The 18,147-nt window shown below is 39.9% G+C and carries 19 protein-coding genes; 12 read left to right on the forward strand and 7 right to left on the reverse strand.

Translation table 11 applies throughout. The features are described 5' to 3' along the window. Positions 1–69: 69 nt before the first annotated feature. Genes KO525_RS04235 through KO525_RS04250 form a run of 4 tightly spaced genes read left to right on the forward strand, consistent with a single transcriptional unit; the run spans position 70 to position 3,158 of the window. Entirely contained in the window at positions 70–897 is an 828-nt protein-coding gene (locus KO525_RS04235; protein ID WP_215962541.1) for a MipA/OmpV family protein, read from the forward strand. Next, entirely contained in the window at positions 885–1,256 is a 372-nt protein-coding gene (locus KO525_RS04240; RefSeq protein ID WP_215962542.1) for a DUF3019 domain-containing protein, read from the forward strand. The genes KO525_RS04235 and KO525_RS04240 overlap by 13 nt, the downstream gene beginning before the upstream one ends. Continuing rightward, entirely contained in the window at positions 1,256–1,954 is a 699-nt protein-coding gene (locus KO525_RS04245) for a response regulator transcription factor (RefSeq protein WP_215962543.1), read from the forward strand. The genes KO525_RS04240 and KO525_RS04245 overlap by 1 nt, the downstream gene beginning before the upstream one ends. After that, positions 1,941–3,158: a sensor histidine kinase KdpD gene (locus tag KO525_RS04250; RefSeq protein ID WP_215962544.1), complete on the forward strand. Its 1,218-nt coding sequence runs from the start codon at positions 1,941–1,943 to the stop codon at positions 3,156–3,158. Before KO525_RS04245 ends, KO525_RS04250 begins: the two co-directional genes overlap by 14 nt. A gap of 69 nt (positions 3,159–3,227) precedes the next feature. Here KO525_RS04250 and KO525_RS04255 read toward each other — a convergent pair whose 3' ends face one another. From KO525_RS04255 to KO525_RS04280, 6 genes are all read right to left on the reverse strand, one after another. After that, complete coding sequence (locus tag KO525_RS04255; RefSeq protein ID WP_215962545.1) at positions 3,228–4,919, reverse strand: response regulator; 1,692 nt, start codon at positions 4,917–4,919, stop codon at positions 3,228–3,230. Positions 4,920–5,102: 183 nt separating this feature from the next. Then, complete coding sequence (xerC, locus tag KO525_RS04260; RefSeq protein ID WP_303522621.1) at positions 5,103–6,035, reverse strand: tyrosine recombinase XerC; 933 nt, start codon at positions 6,033–6,035, stop codon at positions 5,103–5,105. Further along, entirely contained in the window at positions 6,028–6,687 is a 660-nt protein-coding gene (locus tag KO525_RS04265; RefSeq protein ID WP_215962546.1) for a DUF484 family protein, read from the reverse strand. The genes xerC and KO525_RS04265 overlap by 8 nt, the downstream gene beginning before the upstream one ends. Then, positions 6,684–7,514 (reverse strand): diaminopimelate epimerase, encoded by an 831-nt coding sequence (gene dapF / locus KO525_RS04270; RefSeq protein WP_215962547.1) that lies wholly within the window; start codon positions 7,512–7,514, stop codon positions 6,684–6,686. The genes KO525_RS04265 and dapF overlap by 4 nt, the downstream gene beginning before the upstream one ends. A gap of 15 nt (positions 7,515–7,529) precedes the next feature. Beyond that, positions 7,530–8,780, reverse strand: coding sequence for a diaminopimelate decarboxylase (gene lysA, locus KO525_RS04275; RefSeq protein WP_215962548.1), 1,251 nt, complete (start codon positions 8,778–8,780; stop codon positions 7,530–7,532). Between the two features lie 48 nt (positions 8,781–8,828). Next, on the reverse strand, positions 8,829–9,053 hold the full coding sequence (locus KO525_RS04280; protein WP_252736790.1) for a lipoprotein: 225 nt from the start codon (positions 9,051–9,053) through the stop codon (positions 8,829–8,831). Between the two features lie 70 nt (positions 9,054–9,123). Between KO525_RS04280 and cyaY the strand changes: the two genes are divergently transcribed. From cyaY to KO525_RS04310, 6 genes are all read left to right on the forward strand, one after another. Next, positions 9,124–9,441 carry an iron donor protein CyaY gene (gene cyaY, locus KO525_RS04285; RefSeq protein WP_215962549.1) on the forward strand — a complete coding sequence of 106 codons (318 nt, stop codon included), beginning with the start codon at positions 9,124–9,126 and terminating at the stop codon, positions 9,439–9,441. 303 nt (positions 9,442–9,744) lie between these two features. Beyond that, positions 9,745–10,149, forward strand: coding sequence for a DUF2914 domain-containing protein (locus KO525_RS04290; RefSeq protein ID WP_215962550.1), 405 nt, complete (start codon positions 9,745–9,747; stop codon positions 10,147–10,149). 158 nt (positions 10,150–10,307) lie between these two features. After that, positions 10,308–11,246: a hydroxymethylbilane synthase gene (hemC, locus tag KO525_RS04295; protein ID WP_215962551.1), complete on the forward strand. Its 939-nt coding sequence runs from the start codon at positions 10,308–10,310 to the stop codon at positions 11,244–11,246. 1 nt (position 11,247) lies between these two features. Continuing rightward, positions 11,248–13,476, forward strand: coding sequence for a uroporphyrinogen-III C-methyltransferase (locus KO525_RS04300; protein ID WP_215962552.1), 2,229 nt, complete (start codon positions 11,248–11,250; stop codon positions 13,474–13,476). A gap of 9 nt (positions 13,477–13,485) precedes the next feature. Then, on the forward strand, positions 13,486–14,676 hold the full coding sequence (locus KO525_RS04305) for a heme biosynthesis HemY N-terminal domain-containing protein (protein ID WP_215962553.1): 1,191 nt from the start codon (positions 13,486–13,488) through the stop codon (positions 14,674–14,676). Between the two features lie 29 nt (positions 14,677–14,705). Then, positions 14,706–15,857 carry a GGDEF domain-containing protein gene (locus KO525_RS04310; RefSeq protein WP_215962554.1) on the forward strand — a complete coding sequence of 384 codons (1,152 nt, stop codon included), beginning with the start codon at positions 14,706–14,708 and terminating at the stop codon, positions 15,855–15,857. Here KO525_RS04310 and KO525_RS04315 read toward each other — a convergent pair. Then, positions 15,854–16,912 (reverse strand): mechanosensitive ion channel family protein, encoded by a 1,059-nt coding sequence (locus KO525_RS04315; RefSeq protein WP_215962555.1) that lies wholly within the window; start codon positions 16,910–16,912, stop codon positions 15,854–15,856. The genes KO525_RS04310 and KO525_RS04315 overlap by 4 nt on opposite strands. Before the next feature lie 76 nt (positions 16,913–16,988). On the opposite strand from KO525_RS04315, the gene KO525_RS04320 reads away from it, so the two are divergent. Both KO525_RS04320 and KO525_RS04325 read left to right on the forward strand, forming a co-directional pair. Beyond that, positions 16,989–17,321, forward strand: a complete 333-nt coding sequence (locus tag KO525_RS04320) for a DUF2956 domain-containing protein (protein ID WP_215962556.1) — start codon at positions 16,989–16,991, stop codon at positions 17,319–17,321. Positions 17,322–17,392: 71 nt separating this feature from the next. Then, the gene (locus KO525_RS04325; RefSeq protein WP_215962557.1) at positions 17,393–18,106 is read left to right on the forward strand and encodes an ABC transporter substrate-binding protein; all 714 of its coding nucleotides are present in this window, start codon (positions 17,393–17,395) and stop codon (positions 18,104–18,106) included. Positions 18,107–18,147 lie beyond the last annotated feature (41 nt).

Here is an 18,147-nt window from a genome sequence, read left to right on the forward strand (position 1 = left end):
ATTAGCGATACTTTTATAGGTTTGGATTTGATATAAAATTGATAGAACTTATTTAGGTACCATTTTTTTATGAAAACGTTGCTCCACTTTGCCATTAGCTTAACAATGGTTATTTCCCTAGGTTTTTGTGTAAAAGCGGATGAGGAACAATTAAGTGCCAGTATTGCGATTGGTTATGGTTCATATTCTTCGATTATGGCCGGCGGAAGCGAGCAAAATTTTTACTTGCTGCCTCGTTGGTCTTATTACCACAACAACTTCTATATTGAGAACCTAGATTTAGGTTATAACTTTGCCGAATTAAATGATTGGTCATTCGATTTAACCAGCAAACAGAGTTTTGATTCACTCTTGTTTCGCGGCGATTCGATATCAGATGCATTATTAAGAGGGATAATGGCAAACCCCGATCTGCCTCTAAACGCCCCCTTTAATACACCGTTACAAGATTTACTAACACCACAAACTCGTCGTTCAAGCTACCTCGCAGGTGCCAGTGTATTTTGGCATTCTGAGCATTTTCAATTCAAATCAGCGATGCATACTGACATCACTTCGGTTCATAACGGGTATGAGTTTTCCAATGAATTACGAGGGCTATACCAAACAGAACATTTTTCCATCGCGACGACCGCGGGCATTCGTTATTTAGATAAGAAATACAGCGATTACTATTTTAGTGTAACCCATGCAGACACCACTGGTAGTTATCAATTTTTGCCCGGTGCGAGTTGGCTACCATCCTTTAAACTAGAAACGAGTTGGAAGCTCAATGAGGAACTCCGCATTTTGCTCCATGCGCGCCGAGAGTGGATGCCTTCAAATTTTGACGGCAGTATTCATATCGTTAAACAACATCACGATATTATGTTTATGGGATTAATATGGATGCCGTAGGCAAATTACTTTGTGTATTTATTACCCTCAATAGCCTTAAGTCTTTTAGTGCTGATGCGACTTTCGACGTACTGCCCAGAGTTTGCTTATATCAAACCGATCCCATCTGTAATGTCGATTTGACAATAAGTTGGCGACATAACAAAACCGCCTGCCTAAAAATATCCGGCCATGAACACCAAATCCAATGCGCTAAATCAGTAGAAAACATCCACCTCAGCATCCAACTTTACAGCGACACCACTATTCAATTAGTGGATGCCAAAACAAGCCAACAAGTCGACAGTCACACAATAAAACTACTAAGTGCAGAGCGCCCAGCTTTAAAAAAACGTCGGCTAAGCTGGAGTTTATTTTAATGAAACGTCATATTTTAATTTTAGAAGACGACCTTGAACTCGCTCGTTTGATAAAGGCCTATTTGCAAGACCAGAGGTTTATTGTGACTCACTTTAGTCAGGCCCATACGGCGCTAAAACAATTGCCCGAGCAACAATTTGACATGTTACTTTGCGACATTAATCTGCCGGGCAAAAATGGCTTCGAATTTGTACAAGAAGTCCGCGCAGAGTTTGCCGGCCCTATTTTATTTATGACAGCCCTGACTGACACAAAAAGCCAATTAAAAGGTTATGAGTTAGGGGCTGAGGACTATTTAGTTAAACCGATAAACCCCGAACTATTGCTGGCAAAAATAAATGTGTTTTTCAAATTGGATAGGCAAGTTAAACCCCAGCAAACTTTATTTCAAATGGGTAACCTGACGTTAGATACAAACTCTAAAACAAGTTACCTAAATGGCGAAAAGTTAAATCTAACCTCTGCTGAATTTAGGTTGTTAACCGCTTTACTGGCTCAGTTTGGACACGTAGTCAGTCGCGAATGGTTGTTTCAGCACCATCTTGGTCGTGAATACGACGGTATCGACCGCGCAATGGATGGCAGAGCATCTCGGCTTCGTAAAAAACTGCAATTAATCGACCCGAGCTGGAATGTGATTACCGCCTGGGGTGAAGGATATTACTTGTCAAAGGATGATCACATTGAAGGTCAATAACCCTTTATTACGATTCTATTTCGCTTTAGCTATCACTTTGTTGTTGCTGATATTTAGTGTCGACCAAATTTTTGAATCAGCCCAAAGTGATCAACCGCCAGTAATTGACGCCGCACTTGTGTTGCAAAACGTTCAACAGCTTACAGCTAAAAATCGGCCGATTCGATGCGATGCGCAGTCAAAATCGTCATGTGACGGTGCTTTATTTGTTGAATATCCTGCTGAATACTGGGCCGGCGCATTACCAACAAATGAGCAGCCGCTATTTGAATTGACCGACAGCCAAGGCAAAAGAATGTTATGTCTTACCGACAATAGCGATAAGTTACTTTGCATTAACCGGATAGATTGGCCGGCGTCTGCTGAGTTTACTCTAGACCTTGTTTACTTATTTTACTTTTTGCTGTTCCTTATTCTATTTCTATTCAGTCGGTCATTATTCAACGACATTGAAATTTTACGCAACAGTGCCCTTGATGAGATCAAGTTTGGGAAGTTCCCCAAGTTTAGCCTAAGTTCTCGTTCCTATTTACAACCTCTTGCGGAGTCACTGAGAAACTTAACCACACGGATTGAGCACCTAAATCGCTTTCAGGCGGAAATGGCGGAAACCGTTTGTCATGATATAAAAACGCCCCTTGCTCGGCTGAAGTTTATCAACCATATGAGCAAACAAGAAACCCTTGCACAGTCGAAAGGTCAAATTGAAAATAATCTTAACGATATTGAAGCGAATATTTATGATTATCTGCGGCTTGCAAAAAATGAATACCGGGAGCAACCGCTTAATATAACGTCCACCGAATTACTTCGCGAAGTAAAAGCATTAACCGAAGTATTTATTGAAGATAAAGATCGCACTATTCATTTAAACATTGCAGAAGGAATAGTAATTAATGCGGATATAAAACTGCTTGCCCGGGCGATAACGAACTTAGTGAGCAATGCCCTTCGATTCTGCCAACATAATATATGGATAACTGCCAGCGTAGAGCATAAAACGTTATTGTTGGCTGTTGAAGACGATGGTTTAGGATGGGATCAGACATCTTCGAATGACGATATTATTCCGGAACATCACCAAATTGGACTTGCAGTCGTTCGCCGTGTGACAGAGCAACATGACGGCCAAATGGCAATTTCTAAGTCTGTATACGGTGGTGCGAAAGTGGCACTGCATTTACCAATAGTTATGTCGCAGTAACGATGCTCAATTACTGCGACTATTAACGTCTAAAGAGATAATCAAAGGTAACACTAAGGTCTTTCCTAGTTAGATTGGTGTGACGATATCACCCTCTTCAACATCACCGGCTTCATCAACACATACAATTGGTCCTAACTCCGCTCGTATTTCGTCATAGTGCAATTTTTGTTTATCTTCGAGCTCGCCACTGTCAATCATTTGCAATGTACTTTTAGCAAGTTCTTTCTGGTCTAAATCCAACCCTTCAGAGCGATGTATTGCCTGGATAACCTTTAACAAGCTTAAAGCCACCTTGATATTCCTAGGCGTGAGCCTTAGTGCTTTATGCAATGAATCTAACGCTGGTGCCATTTTCTTGCGCTTGAAAAACTCTACGGCCATGCTATTTAACTGCTTAGGGGTAAAATGAATTTCCGCTTTTTCTTCCGCTTCTTGCTCAACAAATTTATTTGTAACTGCACCGGCTAATGAATCACAGGCAATTTGCTTTTTCACCGCCTCAAGTAACGCTAGGGCTTCTTCTCGCATACCTAGTTCGTGGAAAACTTTTACCTTGTCCAAATTGTCCTCTACTGACATATTTGGTCTAGGCGAAACTTGCATTTCAACTAACCTAAGCGCCTTTTGCTTTTCTTCTCTAGCATTAAATATTCGAGCTCTTGCAACAATCAGTTGCTCTTTAAAATGCCCCGCATCTTCGTAATCGACTTCGAGTTGATGAATGTATTTATCGGCTTTCCCCAATAAATCTAGCGACTCATGCACATCAACTGACGTTGCCAAGTCGATGGCTGAACGGATCACATTTAGAAGTAACTCAGGGGAGTCGTGAACTGACTTTTTAGCAAATTTAGCCATGTTAACCGTTGCGTGGTACTGCTCACGTTGATCATGATTCAGTCGTGCTAAATCCCAAACTTTTTTGTTTCTTGCGATATTTCTCGGCGCTAACTCAGCCGCTTTTTTAATTTCATCGTAGGCTTTTACATAGTCTTCATTGTCAACATAGTATTGCGCTAAAAGGTCGTAGGTCGCAAATCGGGTGTCCACTCTGTGGGTCATTGAGTCAAGCAACTGATCAATTTCATCGATCTTATTTTGCTTTAACAACGCATTTACAAAACCGAGGTAGACCCAAGACATTTTATATTTTTGACGTAACTCACGGTAATATTCTTCCGCATCCACAAATTCCATCAACGACAACAAACATTCACCTTTTAGGCGTCTGAGGTTCATGTGGTATTTTTTTAGTTCAGGGTTTTTAATATGTCGTTCAGCGTAATAAATTGCCTTACTAAAATCGCCATTATCAATGCATTCAAAAACATTAAATAACTTACGCTTAACATCCAGAATATAACTCAAGCGAGTCGTTACATTTTTTGCGTTTAGAGGTTTAACCCAAAAATCATCAGGTTGCAATTCAGCGATACTATTAACTAAGGTTTCGTCTGTTTCAGAACTTAAAAATATCAGTACGGTTTGTTTAGTCACAAAGCCTTTAAATTTCATTTCTTCTAAAATATGAAATCCATCTTTATCACTTTTTACATTAAACGCACAGATCACGATATGAAATTGCATTTCGGTACACAGTCTTAAACCATAAAACGCATTTTCGGCACAACGCACATTAACAATACCCATATCATAGAAGGTATGTTTTATAAGGTCGTGAACCAATATATTGTCATCAATAACTAATACATTAAGCTCATTGAAGTTTGTTATTTTGTTTAACCCAATATGTTCCATTTGATCCTACATCTCTTAGTTCCGGACATATTATTGACAATTTCGGTAATCGCCAACGGTACATTAATACTAGTTAATCTACACTCTCATCCATTATTTATGGCCATCACTTGAGCACCTTACGAGGGTTGCTATTTCTAAATTATAGGCTGGTTAGTCAAATTTACAGCTTAGTTTTCTAATTTAGTTAGACTTTTTTGCTCTTGGATGTGCCTGATCATACACTTTGGCTAAATGTTGAAAGTCCAAATGTGTATAAATTTGTGTTGTACTTAAATTTGCGTGACCTAATAATTCTTGCACTGAACGCAGATCGGCACTTGATTCTAAAATATGCGTAGCAAAGGAATGACGTAATTTATGGGGGTGGACCGTATTGGCCATTCCAAGCTTTTGACCCCAATATTTTAATCGCTGTTGAATTTGTCTCGCGCTTAAACGGTTACCCAGCTTACTGATGAAAAGCGCATCGATATTGTGTTTATTTAAGCTTGGTCGTACTTTTATCCAGTCAACAATCGCGTTAATCGCTACGCTGCCAACAGGCACGATTCGTTGTTTGTTGCCTTTACCAGTGACTTTAACCATACATTCTTGCACATCAACATCGACAACGTCTAACCCGGTCAATTCAGCTAAACGTAACCCAGATGAATAAAATAGTTCCATATAAGCTTTGTCGCGAAATTCAATATCTGATTCCGGAATAAACGACAATAAGTGATGCACTTCATCGGTTTCTAAATTTTTAGGTAACGGTCTATCTTGTTTAGGAGAAACCAGCAAGTCGGCTGGATTTATTGCAATCTCGCGCTTTGACACCAAATATTTAAACAAGCCACGAACCGCAGACAAATGAAGTTGGATCGAACTAGCCTTTAATCCTTCTCGTTTAAACTGACCAATCCACTGCTTCAACAACGTATCGTCAATATCTTGCCAGCGAACAAGGTTTTTTTCCGCAGAAAACGTCATTAAACTTATTAATGTATGGCTATAATTGCTAACGGTATGGTCAGAATAAGCGCGTTCAAACTTGAGGTATTGTAAATATCGAGTGGTTAGGTCAACCAACTCTGTGGGGAGCGTGTCTGAGTTTAACTCAATCTTATTCACGTACTAAATGCACAAAGTGCTGACTGAGAAGCCGCGCGAGTTCACGGATAAAAAATGTATCCATGTGTGGTTGGAAATGGTCGTGTTGCTTTGCTGCAAACGCTCCGATACCAAAAATTTGCTCGTCATCTTCAGACTCGTGCACAACTTCTATTAATGCAACCGAGCCAGCGGGTTGATCAAAAACAACGTCCATTAGGTCGGCTTTAAGGCGACCTAAATACGTGCCTTTGGAATTTAATTTAGCTTGTAGGTGCAAGTAAGCTTCGTCTTCAGGTTGCAGCAACCTAAATTGCACTAAATACAAATGCTCTTGGCAGACTTTATTAACCGCCTGTTCTAAATCACTAATCGATTGGCAACCAACCAATGAAATATAGATTTGGCTAATCGCTTTAAAAATAATCTCATTGGCACGGGCATGGCCCATTAATGAGGTTAATTCTTCTTCCATCAGCGTAATTTTATCGCGTTGTACCTCTTGACGTTTTTCCAATAGAGAAATCGCCCCCTTTGCTACATGGGGGATTTTTAACTGAGTCACTAGCTCAGGATGCTGGAGAAAAAAGTCGGGATTTTGCTGTAGGTATTCTTTTACCAATTCAGCATCCAATTCCAACTCGTCAAAATTAGGTGTCAACGCTTTACTCATAAATGTAATTGTCCATCAAAAACATATTCTGCAGGTCCAGTCATTTTGACCGGTGAGTTTTCATCATGCCATCGAATATGTAATGTGCCACCTGGTAAATCTACTTGAACTTTACTGTTTAGTAAATCTTGAATTCGCCCGACGACCACAGCGGCACATGCGCCACTGCCGCAAGCCAGTGTTTCACCTGCACCTCGTTCGTAAACACGCAATTTAACGTGGTCACGGGACAGGATCTGCATAAAACCAATATTGGCTTTTTCTGGGAACCGTTCATGGCATTCTAAACGAGCACCGAGATCTTCAACCGATGCGGTGTCTACGTCATCGACAATTACCACGCAATGCGGGTTACCCATAGAGGCGACACCACACATTACCGTGTCGTTGTTACTGCGAAGCAAATAAGTATTTTCTTGTTGCTGTGCAGTAAACGGCACTTTTTTGGGTTCTAATATCGGACGGCCCATGTTTACAGTAACTTGGTTGTTGTTTTCGAGGTACAACACCATATTGCCAGATTTTGTACTGACCTTAATCGCCGTTTTATTGGTTAGGCCTTTTAAATGCACAAAGCGAGCAAAACAACGAGCGCCGTTTCCACACTGTGACACTTCCGTTCCGTCAGCGTTAAATATTCGATAATGAAAATCTAAGTCTGGGTCATAAGGCGGTTCGACCAACAACAATTGGTCGAAGCCAATACCAAAATTTCTATCGGCTAACTTTTTAATATGATCCGGTGACAAAAACACATTTTGTGTCACGCCATCAACAACCATAAAGTCATTACCTAAGCCGTGCATTTTGGTGAAATTTAACATCATGTTCGATATTCCAAATTACTTATCTAAGACTGATTCACCAGCCCACAATGAACTCAATGTTTCTCGTTGTCGAATAACATGTGTTTGATCACCATCAACCATTAACTCAATCGCTCTAACTCGAGAGTTATAATTTGAACTCATGGTAAAACCGTAGGCACCAGAAGAACGAATAACAAGGTAATCACCTTCTGCAACCGCTAAATCACGATTTTTCCCCAAAAAGTCACCTGTTTCACAAATAGGGCCAACAATATCGTAATTATTTACTGGACGGTCTAATTGCGCAATAGGTTCGATTTTTTGCCACGCAGAATACAATGCCGGTCGAATAAGATCGTTCATCGCAGCATCTACAATACAAAAGTGTTTGCCTTCGTTTTCTTTCAAAAATTCTACTTTAGTCAATAAAATTCCAGCGTTGGCCATAATCGCACGACCTGGCTCAAACAAAATAGTTAGGTGCTTATGATTCTCTAAACGCGCCATCAATGCTGAAATATATTCACTTGGCTGCGGAGGTTGTTCATTGTCGTATGTCACGCCTAAACCGCCCCCTAAATCTAAGTGCTTAATATCAACACCAAGATCGGCTAGTTGGTCGATTAGTTTTAATAAAATATCAAGAGCATCTAAAAATGGTTCGATCTCAGTAAGTTGAGAACCAATGTGGCAATCGATGCCTTGTACATCTAGATGTTTGTTGTCATTTGCCCAAGGATATATCGATAAGGCTTTTTCTACGCTAATGCCAAACTTGTTTTCTTTTAATCCAGTTGAAATATACGGGTGAGTCCCTGCGTCGACATTTGGATTAACGCGAATTGACACCGGGGCCACTTTATTTAGTGCCTTTGCAACTTTGGCAATACGATGTAATTCAGGTTCAGACTCAACATTAAAACATTTAATTTCAGCTTCTAAGGCGTATTCGATTTCGGCTTCTGTTTTACCAACACCTGAGAAAACAACCTTGTTCGGGTTGCCACCAGCTTCAATCACACGGGCGAGTTCACCACCAGATACAATGTCAAAACCAGAACCCAATCGCGCCATGACATTAAGTACGGCTAAGTTTGAGTTTGCTTTTACAGCATAACAAATGAGGTGTGGATGATCTTGAATGGCGTTATCAAATGCTTTCCAGTGGCGTTCAATTGTCGCACGTGAATAAACATAGGCAGGTGTGCCAAAATTAGCAACGAGGTGCTGACTAGCGACGTCTTCGGCAAATAATTGACCGTCGCGAAAATTAAAGTAATCCAAAGTTATGTTCCCAAAATAATTATCAAAATATGTGGTTTACACCAAAGTCTATTTATTATCTTTTTTTTGTTGTGTGGGTTCAGACTGTTTTGACGATTGTTCTTCTTTTTGTTTTTCTGTTTGTGTTACTTCAGCTTTTTCTGGTTGGTCAGGTAAATATAACGGCCCTTTAAGGCCACAACCAGACACAGCAACGAGTAAAGTCGTTGTAAACAACATCTTCATTATAAAATATGCAAAAATTTTACGGTAAAAATTAAACGGACGTTTCATGTTTTTACGGTATCTATTATAGTTGCCGCTATAATCTCACTATCAACAACAAATGCAAGTAGGATCTACTATGAATGACTCTGAATATCATCAACTCGCTGACGATTTTTTAATGAAATTACAAGACGCCGTTGATGAAGTCGACTTTGATCTCGATTACGAAAGCGCTGGCGGCATTGTTGAAATCATATTCCCTAACGGCACAAAGATTATCGTGAATAAACAAGCACCACTGCAACAGCTATGGGTTGCCACTAAATTTAATGGTCATCACTTTGAATATAAAGATGGTCTGTGGATTGATAATCGAGGCGGGTCTGAACTTTGGGCGCTTATTAGTGATGCAGCAACAAAACAAGCTGGTGAGCCAATTTCGATTGCGCCTTAAGCTAACGGAAAATAAATAGTCACGAAATAAACGTTATCGAGTGCCAATATCAGGTTTTATTGGCACCTTTAAATTCCTGCAACATTTGTTTCTAAATATTTTGTTGTTAAACCCCACCTGTTTTCGACCCTTTCTTCACGCATATGGTTAAATATGCATAAAATTCAAAAATCTACTTATCGCTTACGGAATATTTCACTACACTATTAATTGTGCGATTTAATGTAATATTCAATACATTATTTTTTACGCCACTAAAGACATTCAGCATGTTAATTCTAAATCGATTAAAGGGTCAGCCTTATGAAATTTTTTATCCACACTTTAGTTAGCCTTGTTGTATTTTTATCGAGTTTTTCTGCATCTAGTGAAACAATCGCACCATCGGTTAACCGCGCGATTATTACAACCGCCATTGCCGATCGCGAGCCCGTTGATAATTACAACGAGCAAACTTTGCCCTCTGGCACAAACAAAGTATTTTTCTTTACTGAAGTCATGAATCAAGCAGATTCGAACGTCACGCATCGCTGGTTTTTAAATGGCAAATTGGAGGCCGAAGTTAAGCTTAATATTGGTTCTAATCGCTGGCGTACACGTTCAAGTAAAAACTTAGATGCTAATTTTCACTCTGGTAGTTGGGAAGTGATGGTTGTTGCGGCCGACGGAACCATATTAACGACTGAGACTTTTTTATTTGAGCCTTAAGTTTTCAACAAAATGAACAACGACATTTTATTGTCTTTATTTTCAGCGTAAAGTTGATGTATATCAGGCATAAACAATAAGAATACCAGTTAGTCTTTAGCAATAATGTCTTAACTGGTATTCTCTGACTATAACTTTAAGCGATGGTTTCTAAATTAATGACAGCTGTATCTCCTATTCTACGTATCGCTACGCGAGAAAGCGCGTTAGCTATGTGGCAAGCAAATTACGTAAAAGACAAACTTGAACAAGCCCACCCAAATTTGACGGTTAAGTTAGTGCCGATGACAACAAAAGGCGATCAAATTTTGGACACGCCGTTGGCTAAAATAGGTGGCAAAGCACTATTTGTTAAAGAACTCGAAGTGGCCATGTTAGAAGACCGAGCTGATATCGCGGTACATTCGATGAAAGATGTCCCTGTCGACTTCCCAGATGGTCTTATGTTGTACACCATTTGTGAACGTGAAGACCCACGTGACGCCTTTGTTTCAAATACCGTGACTGACTTTGAAAGTTTGCCGACCGGCGCCGTTGTCGGAACATCGAGTCTGCGTCGTCAGTGCCAAATTAAAGCGCTGCGCCCAGATATTAAAATTAAAGACTTACGCGGCAATGTGAATACTCGTCTAAGAAAGTTAGATGAAGGCGAATACGATGCCATCATTCTTGCCTCAGCAGGCCTCATTCGCTTAGGCATGATTGAACGAATTAAGCAGTATTTACCTGTTGAGTTTATTCTACCGGCCAATGGTCAAGGTGCCGTTGGCATTGAGTGTCGAGTGGACGACACTCAAGTACAACAATGGCTATCTGTACTAGAACACTCTGAAACTCGATTTCGTGTGACCGCAGAACGCGCCATGAACCGAGCGTTGCAAGGTGGTTGCCAAGTACCGATTGGCGCTTATGCTGAAGTCATCGACAACGAACTATTACTTAAAGGTTTAGTGGGCAGCTTAGATGGCGATAGTATCATCGAAGGTGAGATTTCTGGTCCTTGTGCTGACGCAGAAAAACTAGGTGAAATTCTTGCCAATGAACTGTTGGAAAAAGGCGCTGACAAAATTTTAACAGAAGTGTATAAAACGGTTTAAAATGAGCAAATTAACTGACGCAGCTGCGTTACCCAATACACGGTTACTCAATACACGTCCGTCGCCTATGGCTGAAGAGCTTTCAGCACTCTGCGAACAAGTGAATGTGGAAACACACGTTGCGCCAATTATAACGACAGCCCCATTTGCGAAAGAAACACTTGATGTAAGTTTGACTGCGTTATTAAAAAATACCCCTGATCCAGATTTTATTTGGATTTTTGTCAGTCGTACCGCAGTCAGACATTTTGCGACGTATTTACTACAAAACAAAATTGCTTTTATGCCCAAAGGTAAAATAATTGCCGTCGGGCCAGGGAGCCGAGATGAACTGATTGCGGCATTTAGTCATCTTAATGACCAGATCATCTGCCCGGAAGAGTCGAATAGCGAATCGTTAATTTTATTGCCCGATTTAAACGACGATAAAAAAATTAACGCTGCCATACTAAAAGGCAAAGGCGGCCGCGACGTGATTAAACGTCATATAGAAAGTCAACTAGGGGTCGTTACTGAAGTTGATTTATATGAACGTCAAGTCACCAAGCACGCTACAAATGACATAAAAAACTGGCTTACTGCCGACTTTATATTGGCAACAAGTATCGATATCGCCGATGGCATTTTCGAGAACGTTGTGTCAGCTGTAGATAAGGCACAGATATCAACGCTTACCAATAAAAATTGGATTGTCATTAGTCACCGTATCCGTGACCATGTCATAGCGTTAGGTGTTGATAAGAACAAGGTAAAAGTCTCTGAACACACGACTAATCAGTCGATTATTCAGTTGTTAACCCAATGGCAAGGCGAAATTTCGATGAGTAATAAAGATAACAAAACCTCAACAACGCAATCTTCTAGTAAGGAAGCGCCTGCTTTGAATAAAGACAAACAGAAACAAGAAGCCGCGTTGAAAAAACCAGACACGTCGGAAAAATCCGTTGATGAAGCTCAAAATAAAAGCAATGAGGCGTTAAAGAAACTCGAGCAACAAGTACGTGCCGAAAACGAAGCTATCGCTAAAGAAAAAGAAAAAATAGCGGCGAAAGCAACAGCGACAACACCACCTGAAACAGCGACAAACCCTAAAGCAACAGAGTCTAAAACCCAGACCAAATCAAAACCTACCTCGAAAACCGAACATAAAACGGCGCAAACTGAGCCTACGCCAAAACAAACGGCGAAACCTCACAATACGTCAAAAGAGTCCAATTCAAGATTAAGTAAAACAGCGGTTTTTGCCTTATTGCTCAGTTTTGTTGCAATCGGAGCCATTGGTTTTGTCTGGTGGCAGGGCCAAATGTGGCTTAAAACGCAAAGTCAGGTTGAAACGTTAAACCAACAAGCGGTTAATAATAATGTCGCAGAAATCAAAAACCTTAAATCGCAAATCAGTCAATTAAGTGGTCAACTTAATAGCCAACTGAAAGTCCAACAAAGTCAGGATAAATCGATTGCGAATAATGTTAAAACGTTAACCAATCGAGTAAAAGAATTAGGCCAAAGCCAACCGAATGAATGGTTAGCCTCTGAAGCCTTATACTTAGTTAACCTAGCTGAGCGAAAAATCATTATCGATCAGGATGTCGACACTGCCCTAATGTTGCTAGCAAATGCCAATAATCGACTGGCTGCAATGAATGACCCAAGTGTTTTTCCACTTCGCCAAAGCATCAGTGAAGATGTTGCAAAACTCCATGGCGCTAAACAACCAGACCGAGACAGTTTATATTTAAGCCTGTCTGGTATTCTCGACCAAGTGAATACCTTAAAGTTCTCACATATATATATCCCAACAGCAACGGCGATCGAACCAGACTCGGCTGTGTCTGATGAAATTCAAGATTGGCAGGCCAACTTAAAAACCAGTTTTAATCGATTTATGACAAACTTTGTCACGATTAAACATCGAGAACTTGCCATAGAACCGCAAATTCCGGCTCAGCAACAATGGTTTATTAGAGCAAATATTACACGCCAGTTGTTAATAGCACAGCAAAATATTTTGTTGCAAAACAACGCACTATATAACGATGGTATTGTACGGAGTCTATCTTGGATGCAGCAATATTTTGACCTAAACGACCCACAGGTGGTTGCAACTATCAATACCTTAAGCGAATTGCAAAACCGCAACATCGAACTCAACTTGCCAACCAAATTGGGCAGTCAGTCTGAATTAACTAATTATGTCTCGCGCCAACAGTCGCGCATGTCTGGGCAATAGGTTATACCGATGATGAAATTTACTAAGCAAATCGTCGCGCTTTTAATTATTGGACTGTTTCTAATATTTGCGCCGAATATTAAAGGCGACCAAGGCTACGTGTTAATTGCGATAGGCAACTACACAATCGAAGGCAGTATTGTCGAATTTGGCGCTACTATTGTCATGTTTGTTGTTGCGTTATGGATGGTGGTTTGGCTATTAAAGCTGGTTTATACCACATTGATTTTGCCTACTTTGTGGTGGCAGTCACGTCAAAATAAAAATCAGGCAAATTACCTCCAAGCCGGAATTGACTACATGACGTTGGGCCAATGGCAGCAAGCAATTAATCAATTTGCCAAAGTAAAACGCACCGAACGATTGGAATCTGCAAATAAACTTACGGGCGTATGCCGTGCTCAATTAAATGAGTCAGATACTTTACTGCTGACCGACGACATAGCAAAAGATACTAAGTTAACTACCCCATTTGCGACCTTAGCCGGACTTATGAAAGCGCACAAATATGAAGACGCGAACCTGCTAGTGCAAAGCCTAAAATTGCCTATTGCCAAACAACCACTGCCTTTTCAGCAACTATGTTTAAGCGTGTATGCTCAAAACTTTAACTGGAATGAAGTGGCTAGCCATTTACCTCGTCTAAATAAACTGGCTAAAAAACACAGTGACGTTAACGCCTTTGATGAATTACAGCAGCTTAATCAAACCATGTTCTACAAAGCGTTTACGCGCTATATCTCTGCGTTTTCCATTAATCAACTTCAGACGGTTTGGACCGGTTGGCACAAAGCGATTAGGTCAGATAGAGCATTACAAACGTCTTACATCTTAGCGTTGTCAGAACAACAACAGAGCCAACTTATTGAACCGATATTATTGGAAAACGATTTATTGAAGCAACAGGATTGGTTGCTAGAAGTGATCCGACATATATTCAAAAATACGACGTTTGTGTCAATGGATCTGCTGTTTTCGCAAATACAGAAACACATCACCAAGCAACCGGATAATAAAACACTATTAACTATTTATGCTTATCTAGCTGCCGGACAAAAAGATTTTCAGCTGGCAAAACAAGCCCTCGAACAAGTTGTTTATTCCAATAACAACTTGGTAGACAAGCGTTTATACGCCATGGTTCTAGCTGAGTTAGGTGAATTACGCTACAGTGTAGATGTCTTTAAGTCTATTACGTGACTTTTTAAATACGTTTCCAGGAGACGCGATTGACAGCTGAATTAATAGGACAACTTACTTTTATCATCGTAATTTTATGCAGCAGTATCATATCCGCTGCATTTATGATGTTTAGTCCTGTTGCCGAATCGACTAATGCTAAAATAGTGACTCGCTATTTCTCGTTATTTTTTTTCCTTACTTGTTTTGCTTTTTGTTTTTATTTATTCCGGCCATTTATTCCTGAACTTTTATCAATTTTAATCGCTAATTTGTTCTTTCTAGGCAATTTATATGCTTTAAAATTTGGGTTACATTGGCGAATTAGTCAGTATCATCATATCCACCAATGTCCCAAAGCAATAACACACATCTCTATTTTTGTAGTGTCTCAAGTCGGCTTATACCTTTTTTTAGACGACAGCCAGCTCGCACGTTCTACAAATCACGCTTTAAATTCTATCTACATTTTGGCAACATCGCTCACCATTATTTGGCACGATAAAACACGCCCACCCACTTTTGGTGAGAAGTCGTTAAAAATTGCCGTCTATTTTGCCATCATGTGTTTTGTTACGGTTCCAATCGCCTATGTTTATATTCCAAACAACTACCAGTACATGAGCGTATTGCTATTACTGCAGGTGTTATCCGTATTAATGATGATGGGAGGATTACAATCTTTGCTTATGTCAGACACGATTAATCAGCACTATGAATTATCAATCCGCGACCCGCTTACGGGGATCTATAACCGCAGGTACTTTTTCGATAAAGTTAAAGACTGCCATATGGATTTTGACAAAGAACCGCATTCCATCATCATGTGCGACATCGACTTTTTTAAACGCATTAATGATAATTATGGTCATGATATTGGTGATTTGGTTATTGTCGAGATTGCGACCCTTATCACTCGACATACCGGAGAATTGGGTATTGCCGCCAGATTTGGCGGGGAAGAATTTACGATTTTATTGCACAACCATGGCCTAAAGAAAGGCCTCGATTTTGCAGAAGAATTGCGGCATTTAGTGCGCGCAATCCGCGTTAACACTCACAAGGGACAAATTAGGGTTACGGCAAGTTTTGGTGTCGCGGAAGTTTGGGATATTCCGGATATCGACTTAACCATTAAACTTGCCGATCAAGCTTTACTCGCTGCGAAGGCAAATGGCAGAAACCAAGTATGTGCTGGTTAAGCTTCTGGTTCTGCAACTGCCATTTTTATTGTTTGAGTTGGGAACGCAAACTCTGCCCCATGACTTTCAACAATGCCCGCAATATCTAGCAATAGTGTTTCTTTATGTTGATGAAACGTAACCCAGTCAATCGTTTTGGTCATACAGTAAACCAAAATATTAAGCGACGAAGTACCAAAGCCATTAAAATTAACAATAATCACTTGGTCCTGAGCAATTAAATCAGATCCGCTAATATAGTTCCGAATTGCTTCCACAATATCATGCACTTGTTCGACATCATCATAGCGAACACCTATTGTTTCATTGATCCTACGGTGCGTCATTCTCGACGGATTTTGCACTGTAATGTTATTAAACATTGCATTTGGGACATATAAAGGCCGTCTATCAAATGTTTTAATCCGAGTGATCCGCCAGCCAATATACTCGACCGTGCCTTCAATTTCGCGGTCAGGGCTTCGGATCCAATCGCCCACTTTAAACGGTTTGTCTAAGTACAACATCACACCACCAAACCAATTTGATACCAAGTCCTTTGATGCAAAAGCTAAGGCTGCGCCTGAGACACTACCAACTGCAATTAAACCCCGAGGGTCGAGACCTAGCAGATCAAACGCGACAATCATGCAGATCACCGCAAGGAGCAAACGAAATATCTTCGCAATTCCAATTACTGCCGTTGCGTCAAGCATTGTCGGTTCTGTTTCGTTTAATGTTTCACTTTCAATAGTATTAACGACTCGGAAGCCATACCAACTTAAATGCAAGACCGCGAGTAATTGCACAATTGGGTATTTATCAAACTCAAAATAATCACCACCGAGCACGTTGAACAAATCAATTAAGTGCCAGGTCGACAGCAAAATAAGGAAAAACTTCGCGGGTAAATACAATGCATAAACACTGGCATTGAGGAGAGATTGTTTACTTCTATTAATTAATCGTCCTTTAAAAGTACGCAGAATAAGTAACGAAACAATGGACGTGAATAAGGCAAAAAACTGTTGGAAATAATAATTATTTGGATCAAGTAGTTCTCGCATCCATTCCATAAAAGAAAACCTTAATTTGAAATTACAACTGAATGGCAGTAGGTTAAACCAAATTTGATGAGAAACCAAAATCTGTATGACAAAAAACACCATTTCAGCACAAACCGAAAACGAAGCGATGACAATTGCCAAAGCGACACAAAAACCAAATCAAACCAAAGAGCAAACTAAGTTGATTGCTAAAGGCATCGAAAAAGGCATCGCCGAGTACAAAAAGAGACATAAAGCCAAATCACGAGATTTAGACAAAAAGCGAAAGAAACTAGAAACCAAAATACAATCTGAACACCCTCAGCCTAATGACGACAATGTGGTCACCAATCGTCCAAACCACAATTATTTGATTATTAATCTAATATTAGCCGTCAGTTTAATTATAAATGTCCTACAATTTATAAACATCATCTAGTTCAATCAGTCATTGAATAAAGTCGATTTTTGAAAAATCGACATTTGTATTTTATAACTTGCGGAGACCCAATGAAATTATTTGCGGTTTTGTTGTTATTTATTGGGAATAGTTTTGCAGAAGGATTTCATTTTTCATCCATTAATTTTTTGACCGAGCAAGAAGTTGGTCGCATTGTTTTACCCCAAATATATTCAGAGCTTGGTATCGTCATTAGCATTACACCGCTGCCGGCTCAACGTGCCCAGCTCTCAGCAACTTCTGGCGTTAGTGATGGCGAAATAATGAGGATATTCAGTTATGGTATTGAAAACCCAACCACAATAAGAGTACCAACGCCTTATTACTACCTTGAGACCACAGCCTTTGTGCATAAAGACAAAGATATCGTAATTGAGAAAAAAGACCATCTAGAAAAATACTTTGTCGCAAAAGTTCGTGGAGTAAAACATACAAACAGAATTACTGAGGGCCACTCTCAGGTGATAGACATGAACTCAACCATTGAGATAATGCGCATGGTTGATTCAGGCCGCGTTGACGTTGCATTAACCAATACCATTGATGGTTTAATGGCACTTAAAGAACTTGGTTTAAAAAACGTAATCGCTATTAAAAAACCGTTAGCGACTTTCGATTTGTATCATTACATCCATCTTGACCACAAACATCTTGTTCCAATTGTTGACGCAAAAATCATTGAAATGACAAAAAATGGAAAACTCGCAAAAATTGTTAATGCCGCTGAGCAAAAAACGTTATTGTCTAAATATCAAACCAATTAATAACTCGATTAAAAAACCAGTATTGGCCTCCCTTTAGGCCA

It is taken from the genome of Psychrosphaera sp. B3R10, from assembly GCF_018861025.1.
Taxonomy (GTDB): Bacteria; Pseudomonadota; Gammaproteobacteria; order Enterobacterales; family Alteromonadaceae; genus Psychrosphaera; species Psychrosphaera algicola.

Bases quoted from the DNA above. Each gene is read 5' to 3' on its own strand.
- cyaY (WP_215962549.1), top strand. From the start codon at position 9,124: ATGAATGACTCTGAATATCATCAACTCGCTGACGATTTTTTAATGAAA.
- KO525_RS04320 (WP_215962556.1), top strand. From the start codon at position 16,989: ATGACAAAAAACACCATTTCAGCACAAACCGAAAACGAAGCGATGACA.
- KO525_RS04255 (WP_215962545.1), bottom strand. From the start codon at position 4,919: ATGGAACATATTGGGTTAAACAAAATAACAAACTTCAATGAGCTTAAT.
- KO525_RS04315 (WP_215962555.1), bottom strand. From the start codon at position 16,912: ATGGAATGGATGCGAGAACTACTTGATCCAAATAATTATTATTTCCAA.
- KO525_RS04280 (WP_252736790.1), bottom strand. From the start codon at position 9,053: ATGAAACGTCCGTTTAATTTTTACCGTAAAATTTTTGCATATTTTATA.
- KO525_RS04290 (WP_215962550.1), top strand. From the start codon at position 9,745: ATGAAATTTTTTATCCACACTTTAGTTAGCCTTGTTGTATTTTTATCG.
- KO525_RS04305 (WP_215962553.1), top strand. From the start codon at position 13,486: ATGATGAAATTTACTAAGCAAATCGTCGCGCTTTTAATTATTGGACTG.
- KO525_RS04240 (WP_215962542.1), top strand. From the start codon at position 885: ATGGATGCCGTAGGCAAATTACTTTGTGTATTTATTACCCTCAATAGC.
- hemC (WP_215962551.1), top strand. From the start codon at position 10,308: ATGACAGCTGTATCTCCTATTCTACGTATCGCTACGCGAGAAAGCGCG.
- KO525_RS04235 (WP_215962541.1), top strand. From the start codon at position 70: ATGAAAACGTTGCTCCACTTTGCCATTAGCTTAACAATGGTTATTTCC.
- KO525_RS04265 (WP_215962546.1), bottom strand. From the start codon at position 6,687: ATGAGTAAAGCGTTGACACCTAATTTTGACGAGTTGGAATTGGATGCT.
- dapF (WP_215962547.1), bottom strand. From the start codon at position 7,514: ATGATGTTAAATTTCACCAAAATGCACGGCTTAGGTAATGACTTTATG.
- KO525_RS04245 (WP_215962543.1), top strand. From the start codon at position 1,256: ATGAAACGTCATATTTTAATTTTAGAAGACGACCTTGAACTCGCTCGT.
- KO525_RS04300 (WP_215962552.1), top strand. From the start codon at position 11,248: ATGAGCAAATTAACTGACGCAGCTGCGTTACCCAATACACGGTTACTC.
- KO525_RS04325 (WP_215962557.1), top strand. From the start codon at position 17,393: ATGAAATTATTTGCGGTTTTGTTGTTATTTATTGGGAATAGTTTTGCA.